Origin of the sequence: Dyadobacter jiangsuensis (assembly GCF_003014695.1) — a bacterium.
GTDB classification, from domain to species: domain Bacteria; phylum Bacteroidota; class Bacteroidia; order Cytophagales; family Spirosomataceae; genus Dyadobacter; species Dyadobacter jiangsuensis.
Genome location: NZ_PYAS01000025.1, coordinates 15496 through 30819, shown reverse-complemented (window position 1 = coordinate 30819; position 15324 = coordinate 15496). Strand labels below are relative to the sequence as shown.

The following is a 15324-nucleotide window of genomic DNA, read 5'->3' as shown; positions in this document are numbered from 1 at the left end:
GCCTCGCTCGACATCGGCGGTGGGCCGTCAGTCGGCGACGTTCATCAGGCACTCACCACAATCGCATGAGTCAGCACATACCCGGCAGAAACGCTCCCCGTAACAGTCGAGAGCTCAGTACTGACGCCGTCGCCGAAGACGTTATCTTTCGCATTTGTGGTATCGGCCTGGCCGTGGCTCGCGTACACACCCTGCGCAAATACGACCTTGCTGATGTCTTCCGGAAATGCGATTTGGGTCACCAGTAACGACTTCCCGCTCGCATTATAGACATGCACGTGAATATGCACCGCGCGACCCGAATACCAGCCCGGATAAATGCTGGTAAACGTCACAAGTCCGTTAGCATCGGTCGTTTGGCGACCGCGGAGGAAATGCACACTGGTGTAGTTGGTCGATTGCATACCTGTACCGCCATACTCCGAGTAATTACCAGCCGCATCGCAATGCCAGATATCCACCAATGCACCCGCCAGGCCCTCGCAGCTATTGTTTTTATCCTGAATGGTGATGTTGACCGTTAACTTGGTTCCCGTGCGATCTGAGGTAATGTCGTTGGAAACGAGGCTCGCCGGCGATTTTGTCGGGAATGGGCCCTCTGTTTCAGAGGCTGTCGCGGTACAGGTTCCGGAAGTCGAGCCCGACGTGCTCCCGGACGTAGAGCCGCTCGTATCAGTTGAGGTTTCTACCGGGTCCACGGAGTCATTGGAGCAGCTGATCACGGGTATGATAGCCGCGAATCCCAATGCCGAAAAACCTCTTTTCAAAAATTCTTTGCGTTCCATAATTGCAGCAGTTCTGTGAGTTTAAATACATTATCGTATTCGTTTCACCCTTTGTTGCGGAACAGGCGGAATGTGTCGGTCAACGGCCCGATTTTGCCGGTGAATCGGCAAGTTTTCTGAAATCAGGCCTGCTGGTTCTTCCACTTTTCAATAAAGTCCACATAGCTGTCGCTTACCGGTAACTCCACACCCGACAAAAGCTTAACTTTCTTATTCTGAATGGATTTTACCTGAAAATTGGGCACAATATAGCTGCGATGAATTCTGCTGAACCCGTTTTCAGGTAAATTTTCAAGAATCCCTTTCAACGACATGAGCGTCATGACCGGATGCCGCGAACTCAGCAAATGGATTTTAATATAATCCTCCATTCCTTCGATATACGCTATATCATGCAATGCAATCTTGATCGCCTTGTACTCCGAACGGACCACAATAGACTCTTCCTTTTCCCTCGGCTTTTTCAGCTCAAAACGCTCGGAGGCCTTTTGCACAGCCTTTTCGAACCGTTCGATCGTAATAGGCTTCAGAAGGTAATCCACCGCCTCGAGCTCAAATCCTTCGTAGGCAAATTTCTTATGAGCGGTCGTAAATATGACCATCGGTCTGTTTTCCAGCCTGGCAACCAGCTCCAATCCCGACAAGTCGGGCATATTGATATCGATAAAAAGCAAATCCACTGCATTGGATTTCAGGAACCGCCCGCCTTCAATCGCGTCGTCGTATGTTCCGATTAATTCCAGTACCGGAAATGCTGCAATGTATTTTTCGAGTACGCTCAAGGCCAGCGGCTCATCGTCTATAACCACGCATTTCATCGTCCCGAAAGTTTTAAATTCACCGTAAACACTTCCCCGTCGTTACGTATATCGAGGTCGTACGACCCACCGTAAAGCAAATCCAGCCGCTTTTGAGTATTCAAAATTCCTACACCGGTACGTTCCTCATCTTTGCTCCGCTCGATAATCCGGTTTTGGCAAAAGAATTGAATGGAGTCCCCGATTATTTCTACTGCAATGCGTATCATCGACTCTCGGTGATTGCTTACACCATACTTAAATGCATTCTCCACGAAAGTCATCAGGATCAAAGGTGCAATTTTGATGCCTCCCGGCTGCCCTTGCACACCGAAATCCAGGCTGGTTTTGGCACTCAACCGCAACTTCTGGAGCTCCACATAGTTTTCGAGACAGACAAGCTCATCTTCCAGCGGAACATAGTTTTCGGTCGCCTCCTCGGTAATATACCGCATCATTTGCGATAATTTGAGAATACTCGGCGCCGTATGCGCGCTGCTGCTAATGGCCAGAGCATAAATGTTGTTAAGGGTATTGAAAAGAAAATGCGGGTTGATCTGCGCTTTGAAGAACGAAAGTTCGGCATGTGCCTTCTCTGCTTCGGAAAGGATCGCCCTCCGCTCCGATTGCCGCCATTCCCGCGAAATACGGATCGCCATGGCTATTGCCCAAACAACTATGAAAAGCGTCAAACTCACGAAATCGACCGCCCTTTCCTGCGCGGGCCGCGGCATCCGGCGAGGTTCAGGACCGGGCGGCAGGCCCGGCGGGCGACCCTCTCTGAATCCTTCCCGCGGTGGCCCGGGCATCACTTCCCTACCCTGCTGTTCCTGCTGAAACTTCCTGAATATGAGCTTCTCAAAGGGCTGTGAGAAATAAATCAGCACGAATAGCCCCACAAATACGCCACCGTAGGCCACATAATGCTGTTTCAGGTACAATTTAGGGATCAAAACCAGCAAGTTGCCGTAAAACAACGCCGCATATACCAGAAAAAAAAGCCAGAACCAACCCGATTGCAGCACCTGCACCGGAAAGTCGGCACGGGGCGCACGCGAAACGATCGTGAGCGGCAGGCTCATGAACAGTACCCATCCCAGCAAATGAATGATCCAAAGGTTCTTAACCTTAAACATGGCGGTACGATGGAGATTGGCGGTTACGCCTGTATTTGATGACGAAGATAGGAGTTACATTCAGAAAAAGTTTCCTATTTTCGAAAAGCACATTTTCACTCCCGCAATGCAGCAACCTTCTACCCGAAACGAACTTTTCAAGATACTTGGCGTCGGATTCGGCGTTGCCGTGACAGTCGGCGGCACCATCGGCACCGGCATTCTACGGAAGCCCGGCCCCATTGCGGCGCAATTGGGCGATCCGGGGCTGATCATGGCTTTGTGGGTCGGGGTGAGCCTGTACGCATTTCTCGGGACGTTATGTACGATCGAACTCGGCACGTCGGTCCCGCGGGCGGGTGCGTGGTACGTGTATGCACAGCGTGCGTTCGGAAACTACGCGGGCTTTGTAGTGGGGATCAACAGCTGGCTCGGCACTTGCTCGGCGCTCGGTTTCGGGGTGTATACCATGAGCGAATACCTCGCGCTGCTAATCCCCTCGCTTGCCGGCTACGAATCGTACGTCGCGGCGGCTATCCTGCTTGCACTCACGGTCATTCACTGGATCGGCCTGGCATTGGCGAGTAGTTTTCAGAACATCATGAGCTTGCTGAAAGGTATCGGGCTTTTTGCATTCGTGGCGGTTTGTTATTTGTATGGAGATGCGGTTACGGTAGCAGAAGCGCAGGTAACAACGAGCAAAATCATCGAAACCGGCTCCTGGCTAGCACCCGTGGTTTTCTCCTTACAAGCCATATTCTACACCTACGACGGTTGGCATACCGCGGCCTATTTTTCCGAGGAAGACCGTGATCCCTCCAAAAACCTGCCCAAATCGATGATCGGTGGCGTTTTGGTAATCATTGCGATTTACCTGCTCTGCAACCTGGCGATCCTCCATGTATTGCCGATGGATAGGCTTGCCCAGTCAAAACTGGCCGCCGCGGATGCGATTACCTTGATTTTCGGCGCAGGTTCAGGCAAAATTGTGACGCTGTTCCTCATGATTTCAATCCTGGGCATTGTCAACGCGCAGCTATTGTTCAATCCCCGCGTGCTTTACTCTATGAGCCGCGACGGGCTGTTTCTCAAATCGGGGGTTACCGTCAACCAGGGCGGCACGCCGGCGGTAGCAATGCTCATTACCTCCGCTGTCGCTATCACATTGATTCTCATTGGAAAAGATGCGACGGAAAAGTTATCCGACATCGCCACGTTCTTTTTTGTACTAGGCTATACCTCGGGATTCGCATCGCTGCTGGCATTGCGAAAAAAGGAACCCGACCTGCCCAGACCGTGGAAGGTCCCCGCCTACCCTTTTCTGCCTATATTAATGCTGATTCTGTCCATTGCTTTCCTGGTCGGCGCCATCGTTCAGGACCTTCCCAGCAGTCAGTACGCACTGCTGTTCCTTATGGTAAGCTATCCGGTTTATTTGCTGGTTAGTAAGCTGAATCAATAGAATTATTTTGCAAGTTTATTTTAGGTAAATTGCATATATAACAAATCTTGATCAACAACATGCCGTGGAAAAAACCCTTCATCAACAGTGCGCTATTAGCCGCCATTGCATTACTACTTGCTGCATTCCAATGGTCGGAAGAAGATTTTACACAATTCATTTCCAACAAATTAATTAAATACCGTAGCGCGCGGCCCGTCGAAAAAGCCTACCTCCACCTCGACAAGCCCTATTATGTTACCGGCGATACGCTCTGGTTCAAGGCCTACCTTACCGAAGGATCGCTGCACCTCGCGGATAGCGCCAGCAACCTCCTTTACGTGGACCTGATCGAGCAGCGGTCGGGCAGGAATGCGGCCTTGAAACGTGTACAATTGACCGGAGGCGTGGGCCACGGCGAGTTCGTCCTCACCGACTCGCTCGCACCCGGAGCTTACATGATACGCGCATACACCAACTGGATGCGCAATTCTTCCGAAGATTTCTTCTTCCAAAAGAATTTATATGTATTTGATTATGAAGAAAATAACTCGTCCAATACCAATACCGGAAAGACAGACCTGCAATTTTTCCCGGAGGGTGGACAGCTGGTTGCGGACATCAACACGCGCATTGCATTCAAAGCTGTGAATGAAGCCGGGCTGGCCCAGGAGGTGGCGGGCTTCGTACTAGGCCAAAGCGGCGATACCGTTGCCTCATTCAAAAGCGAGCATTTGGGAATGGGCCGGTTTCAGTTTGCACCCAAAACAGGGGAGTCGTACCGGGCATTTTTAAAAGAAAACGACGGGAAAGTCACTCCGTTTGCATTTCCGAAAATACACGATTCGGGTTTTACGATGCTGGTCGACAACCTATCGAGTCCACTCAAAATGAGGGTAATAGCTTATGCAAAAATCCCCGGAAAAACAGAAATACCGGTTCACGTCGTGGGACATTCGCGCGGCATTGTCGCGTTTGTGGCGAAAGGAAAGGTCACCAACCGCGGGTTAATGATGCAGCTACCGACCACCGAATTGCCCGACGGCATTACACATCTCACGCTTTTCGACGACGCGGGCAAGCCCGTTTGCGAAAGGCTGGTTTTCGTGGATCATTCGAGGAGCCTGCGTGTCAATATCAAGCCATCGAAGGCCGAGTACAAGCCGCGTGAAAAAGTCGATGTGGAGGTAACCGTCACCGACTCTGCGGGAAAACCTGTGGAGGCGAATCTTTCGCTGGCCGTAACCGACGCCGGCCAGATTTTGCAGCAGCCATTGGACCAAAACATCGCCTCCTATTTGCTATTATCATCTGATTTAAAAGGATTTATAGAACAACCCGCCTATTACCTCGACCCGACAAAACCGCAGCGTAAAATCCATCTCGATTACCTCATGATGACGCAAGGGTGGACGCGCTTCAAATGGGAAGATGTGCTGGCCGACTCCATTCCGCCGACGAAAAGATATGTGGAACAAGGCATTACGCTCGAAGGCGATACGAAACGCAATAATAAAAAACTGACCGAAAAAACGGTGCTGTCGCTCTTTGTCAGCAATGATAGCCTCAGCAACTTCCTGACGGCAGAAACCGATGAAAACGGTCATTTTACCGTCTACAACCTGGCATTCAGTGATTCTCTGCAGCTTCGTCTGCAAGGGATGAATAAAAAGGGCAATCAAAACCTGTCCTTTACTCTTAATCCGTTCGATCCGCCGCGCGCTTCGGTGGTGAAAATTCCTTTCAAACCTGTAACCGTGGACGCGCAACGGCTCGCCGATTTCCTAAAAAATGCGGCCAGAGATCAGGAGATTTCCACTAAAATCCGGGAAAACCGGGAGCGGCTCCTGCGGGAAGTCACTATCAAGGCCAAAAAGGAAGTACCCCGCGACTCGCGAAAGCTATATAGTTCAGCTGATGCTACCTTGAAAGTGACGCCTCAGATGTCTGCCGGCTATACGAGCATTCTGGATATGCTCCAAGGGCGCGTTGCGGGCGTATCGGTGATGGGCTCGGGGATGAATGCGGTGGTGTCGATACGAGGCAACAGAGGGGAGCCACTTTTCGTACTGGATGGTATGCCGGTGGATAAGCAACTGATCACGTCGCTGAGCGTGTTTGATGTAGAGTCGATCGATGTGCTGAAAGGTGCCTCGGCGGCGATATACGGCAGCAGGGGAGGAAACGGGGTCATTTCGGTGCTAACCAAACGCGGAAATGAGAACTACGACTATTCACAAGACATTGTTCCGGGTGTATTGGTGACCAAAATCGCCGGTTTTCATACCCCGCGCGAGTTTTATAAACCTCAATACGGGCCAACCAATCCTCCCGCCCCGAATCCCGATTTCCGGTCGACGGTTTTCTGGGCACCTATGCTCAAAACCGGTAGCGACGGCAAGGCCCGGGTAAGCTATTACCATTCCGATGCCACCGGCTCGGCCGACATCCACGTGGAGGCGCTAACCCCGACCGGACTGCCAGGTTTTGGAAAATCGGCCTATCCGGTGCGATAACCAAGCAATGGAGGCTGATTCCGGCATAAGATTATCCGTATTTCCACGTTAGTATACTTATTTGCAAAGACATTTGGGCAGAGCATACTGACAAAATTTGGTAACTTTGTTATTTACACTGAAATAGCCGGTCATGACCCACGATCTGATGGCGCACGATTCATATATGAGGACCGAATATTTGAAAATAACCCTTCTTATTTGCCTCGTATCGGCCTCCTGGCTGATGACGCCGGCCCATGCCCAGCGTCGCAAGGATCGTGACAAACAGGAAGTTAAAGAGGAGGGCGTGCTCACAAGGCTGGAAGGGGAGTCGATGGCGACCGAGGGGATGAAATTCATGATGAAAGACGAGCCCGACCGCGCGTTACCGGTGTTTGAAAAGCTCGCACTTCTCAGCCCGCAGGACGCTGCCGCGCATTACCTGGTGGCTACGGCGCTCATCAAACTCGAAAAATACGACGACGCGATCAATGCCTCCAAAAAGGCGCATGATCTCGATAAGGAGAATATCTTCTATTCCCAGCAGCTCGCAGAACTCTACGCGAAACGCCGGAAATACTCCGAAGCAGCCCAGATTTACGAAACGCTCGTGGCCAAAAACCCGGAAAATATCGAGTACGGAATAGAACTGGCAGCCGTGTACGTTTTTGCCGACCAGTTCGACAAAGCGATCGAAACTTACAACAAGCTGGAAAAATCGATGGGTGTGACCGAGGAAATCACGCACCAGAAGCAACAGCTGTATCTCCGCCAGAATAATCTTGAAAAAGCATTAGAGGAAGGTAAAAAACTGATTGCATCGGAACCCGGCGAGGTTAGCTACCGCGTGGAACTGGCCGAAATGCTGATCGCCAACGACCGCATTGTGGAAGCGGTGGCACCGTTGGAAGAAGCATTAAAAATTAACCCGGACGAAGCGCAGGCGCACGTGTTGCTGGCGGATATCTACCGCAGGAATGGCGACGTGCAGAAATGTAACCAGGAGTTGAAACAGGTTTTTGCTAACCCGAACCTCGACGCTGACCCTAAAATTCGCGTGCTTTCGGGCTACCTGACGATGCTGAAAACCGAAAATGAGGTGAACGAAGCCGTTTCACTCGCCCGCCAGCTCTCGGAAACACACCCGAACGAGTCCAAAGCGACTGTGATTTACGCCGATTTGCTCACACGCCAGGGCAAATATCCCGAAGCCCGGCAGCTATACCTCAGAGCAGCAGCGGCCGATCCCAATGTATTTCAAGTATGGATTGCCATTATGCAGCTCGACGGCCAGCTCAATCAGCCCGACAGCATGCTGGTGCATTCCGAAAAAGCACTGGAATTGTTCCCGAACCAAGGCATGTTCTGGTATTTCAATGGCACGGCGAATTTGATGAAGAAAAATTATAAGGAAGCTACTTCGTCTCTCGAGGAAAGCCTGAAAATGATCGGCGAAAATCCCCAGTTGCTGCCTTTGATCCACGCACAACTCGGCGACGCGTTCAACGGGATTGGCGACCACGATAAATCCGATGCCGCCTATGAGCTCGCATTGAAAGCCGACCCGGACAACGATCACGTCCTGAACAATTACAGCTATTTTCTTTCCCTGAGAAAAGAAAAGCTCGATTTGGCACTCAAAATGTCGGAAAGACTCGTACAGCAGCATCAGAACAACCCCACTTACCTGGACACCTATGCCTGGGTATTATACATTCGTAAAGACTACAAAAAAGCCAAGGAGTTCCTCGAAAAGGCAATGCTCGACAGCAGTGGTGTGAGTGGCACAATTGTTGAGCACTACGGGGACGTCCTGTTCAAACTAGGAGAACGGGACAATGCGGTGGCCCAATGGAAAAAAGCCAAGAGAATGGGAGAGACCACCGAACTTCTTGACAAAAAAATAGCAACAGGTGCATTACATGAGCAGTAAAATTACGGTCGGGCTGGTAGCCATATCTCTGATGTGGTTCACGGCTTGTCACAAACCACGTACTTCCAAAAGTGTTTCTCAAAAACCGGATAGCGATACAACCCTGATTACCAGGGGGCCGGAACCCAAAGATACCATAGCGGCAGACACCGCCGCAGCCGATACGGTAGCGGTAGTACCCGATGCCGGCGAGCCCATGCCGGTTGTGAAAGTCGCCGAAGTTGATTTCGATTACCTGACGGCCAAATCCAAGTTTTCTTTCAAAAGCGCCAAGCAGGATTTTGATAATACCAATGTCAATATCCGAATGAAAAAGGATAGCATTATCTGGCTGTCGGTGACGGGTGTGGGCCTGGAAGTGGCGCGGGGCATCATTACGCGGGATTCCATTGTGTTTATGGACAAAATCCACCGCGATTACTTCGTTTTCAATTACGACCAGCTGAGCAAGCAATATAATTTCGACCTGAATTTCGACCTTCTGCAATCGGTCATCATCGGTAATATGCCTTTTGAAATGCAGGAAAACGGCCGTTTTGTAAAGGAAAATGACTTCTACATCCTCAAACAGGCCGTCGACAGGCTGGAAGTGGACAACTATATTGCCGAAAAGAACCAGAAGCTTTCTCGCCTGAAAGCAACGGAAGTGCCTACGCAGAACACTTTTACACTGGATTATGAGGATTTCAGGGCGGTGGGTAGCTTTCTGTTCCCGTTCATGAGTCATATCAACCTGAACGTGCTTTCCAAAGAACAACAAAAACTCGAAACAACCATGCGCCTCAAACACAGCAAGGTGGAATTGGTAAACCAAAGCCCCGGTTTTCCGTTTAATGTTCCTTCGAGCTACAAGCGTAAAAGGTAAAATACAGAAAGTCTGCTTAACTTTGCCCGCCGTGAGATGTATTTTTGGCCGCAAGAATCAATATTATGCCCTTTCGTACCCCTGGTAGCCGTCGTTTTTGGTTAGTGCTTACATTCGTGCTTTGTGCGTGCGCAGGTGCATTTGCGCAGAAGACCCGTGAGCAATTGGAGCGCGAAAAGGCTGAAAACCAGGGCAAGATCAGGGAAATTCAGAGCATCTTGAAGCAGACTTCTTCCCAAAAGAACGTCAACCTGGGCCAGCTGAAAGCCCTGAACCAGCAAATCAATACCTACAAAAAGCAAATAGACCTCCTTACCGACGACCTGGAAATCCTCGACCGCGAATTAAGAGTACTTGAAAAGCGGCGCCAGTCGCTGGACAGCAGCCTCGCGGTGCTGAAACAGGAGTATGGCCATATGATTTATGAGGCATCGAAACGGAACGCCTATTTCAATCAACTTGTTTTCCTTTTCTCGGCGGGCACTTTCAACCAGTTTGTGCTCCGGTACAAGTATTTGAAACAATATACGGAAGCACGTCAGGGTCGTGCCAAGGAGATTGATGCTTTGCAAAAACAGGTAATGGCTGAACGCCAACGCATTACGTCCAAAAAGAATCAGCAGAAAAACGTTCTCGACACACGTGTAACCGAGAATACCAAACTGGAAGGCCTGAAAGTGAAACAGAACGAGGTGATCCAGGAACTTTCGCTGAAAGAAGTGGAGCTGAGGAAGCAAATTGCTGAAAATAAACGCGCTACCGACCTTTTGGAAGCCAGTATCCGCCGCATTGCCGAGCGGGAACGTAAGGAACGCCTCGAAAGGGAGCGTCGCGAGCGTGAGGAGCGTGAAGCGCGCCGGAAGGCAGAACGCGAAAGAATTGCCCGGGAAAATGCCGAACGGGAGAAAAAAGGCGAGGCAGCCGTAGAAGCGCCGAAAGAAGTGGAGGAGGAGCCGGTCGTTTCGAGCGGTATGAGCGAAGAAGAAACCACCCTGGCTTCGTCGTTCACTGCTTCGCAGAATCGCCTGCCCTGGCCGGTAAAAGGTTTTGTATCCAGCCATTTCGGCCAGCGCCCGCACGCCGTTTTGAAGGGTGTGATGGTGGATAACCTGGGGATTGACATTCAAACGACCGCCGGGGAGTCGGTGAGGTCGGTTTACGACGGAACGGTGCTCGACGTAACCGAGCTGCCCGGAATGGGGAGCGTGGTGGCGATCCAGCACGGGAACTATATGACGATTTACGCCAAAATGACCGGTGTGGCTGTACGTGCCGGACAAAAGGTAAAAGCACGTGAAAATATCGGCCGGGTAGCCACCGACAGCGACGGCACCTCGGAATTGCAATTCCAGATTTGGAAAAATACCTCCCGACTAAACCCCGAAAACTGGCTGTTGCACCGGTAGCGTTTCTACTTGGCTGTGACGTCTTGGGGAGGAGAGTCAAGAATAGTCAGACGTTGTCAAGAGTAGTCAAGAATTGTCATTTATGGTCAGAGGGTGTAATGTACCATAAAACAAGTTCTCCTCCTGACAAAACTTAACCACACCTAACTACTCGTGACAATACCTGACCACAAATGACCACACATGACAATACCTGACCATTTAGACGGTCGGATTTTTAGTTACCATTACCGATAACCACCATGTCTGTACATACTGCTGATATCAAGCGCATTACGACCCACGTGATTCAGGAAATGAAGAACCGTGGCGAAAAAATAACCTGTCTTACCGCCTATGATTACTCTATGGCGGGAATCGTGGATGCAGCCGGCGTCGAGCTGATCCTGGTGGGCGATTCTGCTTCCAATGTCATGGCCGGCCACGAAACGACCCTGCCGATCACGATCGATCAGATGATCTACCACGCGTCATCGGTGGTGCGGGCTGTGAAACGTGCACTGGTGGTCGTGGATTTGCCGTTCGGCTCCTACCAGGGCAACTCCCGCGAGGCGTTGAACTCCGCGATCCGCATTATGAAAGAATCCGGCGCACACGCCGTGAAGCTCGAAGGCGGTCTCGAGATTAAAGATTCCGTTACGCGGATATTGAGCGCAGGAGTACCTGTAATGGGGCATTTAGGGCTCACGCCGCAGTCTATTTACAAATTCGGGACCTACACCGTTCGTGCCAAGCAAGAGGCCGAAGCGCAGAAACTGATCGAAGACGCCAAAATGCTCGAAGAAGTAGGCTGCTTTTCGGTAGTACTCGAAAAAATCCCGGCCAAACTGACCAAACAAGTCTCGGAAAGCATTCAAATCCCGACGATCGGGATCGGTGCCGGGCCTCATGCCGATGGCCAGGTGCTTGTGATCCACGATTTGCTGGGTATCAACAAGGAGTTTAAACCGCGCTTTTTGCGCCATTATGCCGATTTGAATGGCGTTATGACCAACGCCATCACCAATTATATTTCAGATGTAAAAGGAAGGTCATTCCCGAACGAATCGGAATCATACTGACCTTTTAAAAAGTATTAAACTAATAATATGGCTAAAAAACCTTTTCGGGTTGTTTACGAGGATAATCACCTGATCATCGTCAATAAGGAGCCGGGCATTCTGGTTCAGGCAGATGTTACCGGCGATACGTGCCTGCTCGATATGGTCAAAGACTATATTAAGGAGGAATATAACAAGCCGGGAGCCGTGTTTCTCGGCACTGTACACCGCCTCGACCGCCCCGTGAGCGGGCTCGTGGTGTTCGCACGCACCTCCAAGGCGCTCGAACGCATGAACGAGATTTTCCGCAAACGCGACGTTCAGAAAACCTACTGGGCAGTTGTAAAAAACAAACCGGCCGAGAAAAAAGGCAAGCTGGTGCATTGGCTTACAAAAAACGAGGCCCGCAATGTGACCACCGCGCACGATGAGGAAGTTCCTGGCTCTCAGCGTGCGGAACTCTCGTACCGTTGGGTGGGGGAGATCAACAAATTCCATTTGTTGGAAGTAATGCCGGTAACGGGCAGGCCGCACCAGATCCGCGTGCAGCTGGCGTCGATGAATTGTCCTATCCGCGGAGATGTCAAATATGGCTACCCCAAAGGCAATCCGGATGGCAGCATCAATTTGCACGCACGGAGGTTGTATTTCGAGCATCCCGTTAAAAAAGAGCCGGTTATCTGCCGCGCCGGCGTTCCGAACGATGCCTTTTGGGAAGAATTCTTAACTTTGGATAAAGAGGTGATCAAACCTGAGCACCTGGATTTCTTTCACGAATAATATCGCATGATCGAAAAACTGAAACAACGCTGGAACGTCCGGAATGGGTGGGATGTACTCATTATTCTGGTCGTTTTTGCGTGTACCGGTTTTTCGGTCCTCTACGTAAAACGCTGGCTCTTCGAGCTGATCGGGCTTACTGAAAGCTCCCCGGGCTGGCTTCGCTGGTCGGTGAATATTCTCATCATTCTTCCGCTGTATCAGGTCATATTACTGGCCTGGGGCTGGATATGGGGTAAATTCACGTTCTTCTGGGAGTTTGAAAAACGGATGTTCAGCCGGATAGGAGGGTTATTCCGCTCCAAAAAGGCCGAAACAACGCCTGAATAACGCCTATTTGCTTCCGGTGGCGATCAGCCCGCGATATACTTTCCGCGCTTTCTCGTAAGCCTCTGCGGCTGCCTTTCGCTCCCCGGCACGAATATTCGGCTCCTTCATTTTCCAGCATTGCTCCAAAGCCGCCAGGCACCACTCCGCGCTCTGTCTTTCGACAATAGCCTGGTTATTGATTTTTACAAAAACCGGATTTGAATGCGCACTGGGATAAATACGCACAGCCAGCCATCCTGATCTGGTTATTTTGGGTGAAAAACGAATGTCTGTCAATTTTCCATCTGCCTGTACCTCAACGGTATCGATAGGTACTCCATTGAAAATCAGTTCAGCCCGTACAGCCCGCGATTGCCCGATCCTCGACCGTTCAATATCCCAATACGGCTTGTCAGTAATGGGCGACTTTGCTATTTTTCCTCCTATGCTGTCTTGCTTTTCCGGCAGGTAAGCGGCAATTCGGGCCGTCACCTTCACGTTACCCGGCGATTTCAAGAGTATTTCGCTTTCGCCAATGCCTGCCTCGACGCCTTCCACTTTGAAATCCATAATATGCGATTTCCCGTCTGAAACGTAACTTCTCCCCAGTTGCAAAGCTTCCACGTATCCGTCATAATCCATGGCATTCTTAGGTTTGAAATAGCTTCGCGCCTGGCCCACGCGCGCATCCGTAATGCACGGGAAGTCGGTTTCCCCGCTGAGTCTCGTTTTAAAGCCGCAATTGAGCGTGTGGTAATACATATTGAGCTCCCAGGGTGCGGGAGTATCGCCGGCACTGAAAAAGTCGATCAGGCCGTCGGTAACCGTCACAATGTATTCATTCGCGCCGATTCCATCCATTTTGGGTGTGATGTAGTTCGGAAGCTTGCTCGTCGATTCCATCGGTTCCAATCCCCAGCCCGAATGCGCATAACCGACGACACCGCCTTGCGATTTGGCCCAGGAAAGTACCGGCGCCGTCCAGCTGGGCCATTGCTCGATGGTGGTAGTACCCGGGTAATCGTCTTCTTTGATCCTCAGCAAAACAATGTGCCCCGCGTGTGAGGAGGGAAAACCCGAAACCTCCACGTCATTGCGCATGACCGCCTTTTGAACTGACAGCGGGTGATCTTTACCCGTAAAAAAGGTCTTTTGATGGTACCAGCTCGGCCCCCAGGCCAGATTGGCCGCCATATTCAAATCTTCACCCAGCACCTGCCGGAAAATATCTTTCGGGTCAACACCTTCCGTGGGGCTATCATAATGGCTGCAACCTGCCGCATGAATGTGGTGGTCCGCACTGAACCAGCCGAGTTTCGCCAGCTGAATCCACCTTTTCAGCTGAAATGCGACATTAACCGAGGCTTTTCCTTCGGGAACAATGATTTCCTTCGTTTGAGGAATGTACTCAGGCCCACGCGTGTAGGTGACCTTATATTTGCCGGGCGGCAATGTCACATGCTCACCGCTTTTGCGGTAAATCTGCGGCTGGAAGAAGAAATCGGGATATTCGTCGAATGCCGCCACGCGCCGTGACGGGAGCGGGTAAATGCCTTTGAATCTGCCCGATGCGTGCTCCTGACTGTCAGTAATCAGAAAAGAGGCCATAGTGGGCGTCCCGTCGTCGTCCTTGACATCGAAAACGACTTTTACGGCAGGTTCTACATCAAATAAAATATGGGTGGAATTTCTAAAACCAATATCCTGCGAACCCTGGCCGGCATTGTAAGCGATTTCCGCCTCACGTTTGCCTGCATCTTTGGAATAGATCTGAACCACCGCATATTCGAGCTTCAAGCCCGATAGATTCGCTTGCAAAGGTCGCCCGGCATAAATCTGAATGTCGAGAAAGCGATTGGCAACCTGGCCTTCGGTGAGTTTATGCTCCTCTTTTACCCTGTGCTCGAAGGAAGGCGAATGGTATGGCTTCAAAGCGTTCGGGCTCGTGGCTTCGAATTTGGCCGTAATACCCGCCTCATTATGGATTTTAACCAGAAATGCCGTCCAACCACCTTGCACCAACACCGCCTTCGCTGCACCGCGATCCACTTTTACGCGTCCTTCGGGGTTAATATGCACCTCATTCAGGCAATAGGGGTCGAGAATAGCCTGGATTTGCGTGACGGCTTCTTTCGACAACGGGCCGCGTTCTAATGCTTTCAGTTTCGCGGCATCGGCAGCTTGCAACGCATTGCCCGAAAACGAAAGCGCTTCCTGCAAACGCATTGTCTGCGCCAGCAAAGGCTGCGGCTCCACATCGGCCGCAACGGGGTGATTGGCGTGCTGATCGTGCTGCCCGAGCAGCATCAGTGGGAAGAAAACTGCTAAAAGGAGTAGGGCAGACGATGTTTTCAT

Annotated in this window: 12 protein-coding genes; 8 read left to right on the top strand and 4 right to left on the bottom strand. The window is 51.0% G+C overall.

Features of this window, described 5'->3' with window-relative positions; all coding sequences use genetic code 11:
• Positions 1 to 44: 44 nt before the first annotated feature.
• The 3 genes from CLV60_RS31915 to CLV60_RS31905 form a co-directional block, all read right to left on the bottom strand.
• On the bottom strand, positions 45 to 785 hold the full coding sequence (locus tag CLV60_RS31915; RefSeq protein WP_106599461.1) for a dioxygenase family protein: 741 nt from the start codon (positions 783 to 785) through the stop codon (positions 45 to 47).
• A gap of 122 nt (positions 786 to 907) precedes the next feature.
• Positions 908 to 1603, bottom strand: a complete 696-nt coding sequence (locus CLV60_RS31910) for a LytR/AlgR family response regulator transcription factor (RefSeq protein WP_106599460.1) — start codon at positions 1601 to 1603, stop codon at positions 908 to 910.
• On the bottom strand, positions 1600 to 2718 hold the full coding sequence (locus CLV60_RS31905) for a sensor histidine kinase (RefSeq protein WP_106599459.1): 1119 nt from the start codon (positions 2716 to 2718) through the stop codon (positions 1600 to 1602). Before CLV60_RS31905 ends, CLV60_RS31910 begins: the two co-directional genes overlap by 4 nt.
• A 106-nt stretch (positions 2719 to 2824) precedes the next feature.
• Between CLV60_RS31905 and CLV60_RS31900 the strand changes: the two genes are divergently transcribed.
• From CLV60_RS31900 to CLV60_RS31865, 8 genes are all read left to right on the top strand, one after another.
• Positions 2825 to 4159 carry an APC family permease gene (locus CLV60_RS31900; RefSeq protein WP_106599496.1) on the top strand — a complete coding sequence of 445 codons (1335 nt, stop codon included), beginning with the start codon at positions 2825 to 2827 and terminating at the stop codon, positions 4157 to 4159.
• 59 nt (positions 4160 to 4218) lie between these two features.
• On the top strand, positions 4219 to 6654 hold the full coding sequence (locus CLV60_RS31895) for a TonB-dependent receptor plug domain-containing protein (protein ID WP_106599458.1): 2436 nt from the start codon (positions 4219 to 4221) through the stop codon (positions 6652 to 6654).
• Positions 6655 to 6787: 133 nt separating this feature from the next.
• The gene (locus tag CLV60_RS31890) at positions 6788 to 8569 is read left to right on the top strand and encodes a tetratricopeptide repeat protein (protein ID WP_229211227.1); all 1782 of its coding nucleotides are present in this window, start codon (positions 6788 to 6790) and stop codon (positions 8567 to 8569) included.
• Positions 8559 to 9434 carry a lipoprotein insertase outer membrane protein LolB1 gene (gene lolB1 / locus CLV60_RS31885; protein ID WP_106599457.1) on the top strand — a complete coding sequence of 292 codons (876 nt, stop codon included), beginning with the start codon at positions 8559 to 8561 and terminating at the stop codon, positions 9432 to 9434. The genes CLV60_RS31890 and lolB1 overlap by 11 nt, the downstream gene beginning before the upstream one ends.
• A gap of 65 nt (positions 9435 to 9499) precedes the next feature.
• Positions 9500 to 10840 carry a murein hydrolase activator EnvC family protein gene (locus CLV60_RS31880; protein ID WP_106599456.1) on the top strand — a complete coding sequence of 447 codons (1341 nt, stop codon included), beginning with the start codon at positions 9500 to 9502 and terminating at the stop codon, positions 10838 to 10840.
• A 242-nt stretch (positions 10841 to 11082) separates the two neighbouring features.
• Entirely contained in the window at positions 11083 to 11901 is an 819-nt protein-coding gene (panB, locus tag CLV60_RS31875) for a 3-methyl-2-oxobutanoate hydroxymethyltransferase (RefSeq protein WP_106599455.1), read from the top strand.
• A 27-nt stretch (positions 11902 to 11928) separates the two neighbouring features.
• A complete protein-coding gene (locus tag CLV60_RS31870; RefSeq protein ID WP_106599454.1) occupies positions 11929 to 12660 on the top strand; it encodes an RluA family pseudouridine synthase in 732 nt (243 codons plus the stop codon).
• Between the two features lie 6 nt (positions 12661 to 12666).
• A complete protein-coding gene (locus tag CLV60_RS31865; RefSeq protein ID WP_106599453.1) occupies positions 12667 to 12990 on the top strand; it encodes a DUF6787 family protein in 324 nt (107 codons plus the stop codon).
• A gap of 3 nt (positions 12991 to 12993) precedes the next feature.
• Here the strand turns inward: CLV60_RS31865 and CLV60_RS31860 are convergent, their stop codons facing one another.
• On the bottom strand, positions 12994 to 15324 hold the full coding sequence (locus CLV60_RS31860) for a CehA/McbA family metallohydrolase (protein ID WP_229211226.1): 2331 nt from the start codon (positions 15322 to 15324) through the stop codon (positions 12994 to 12996).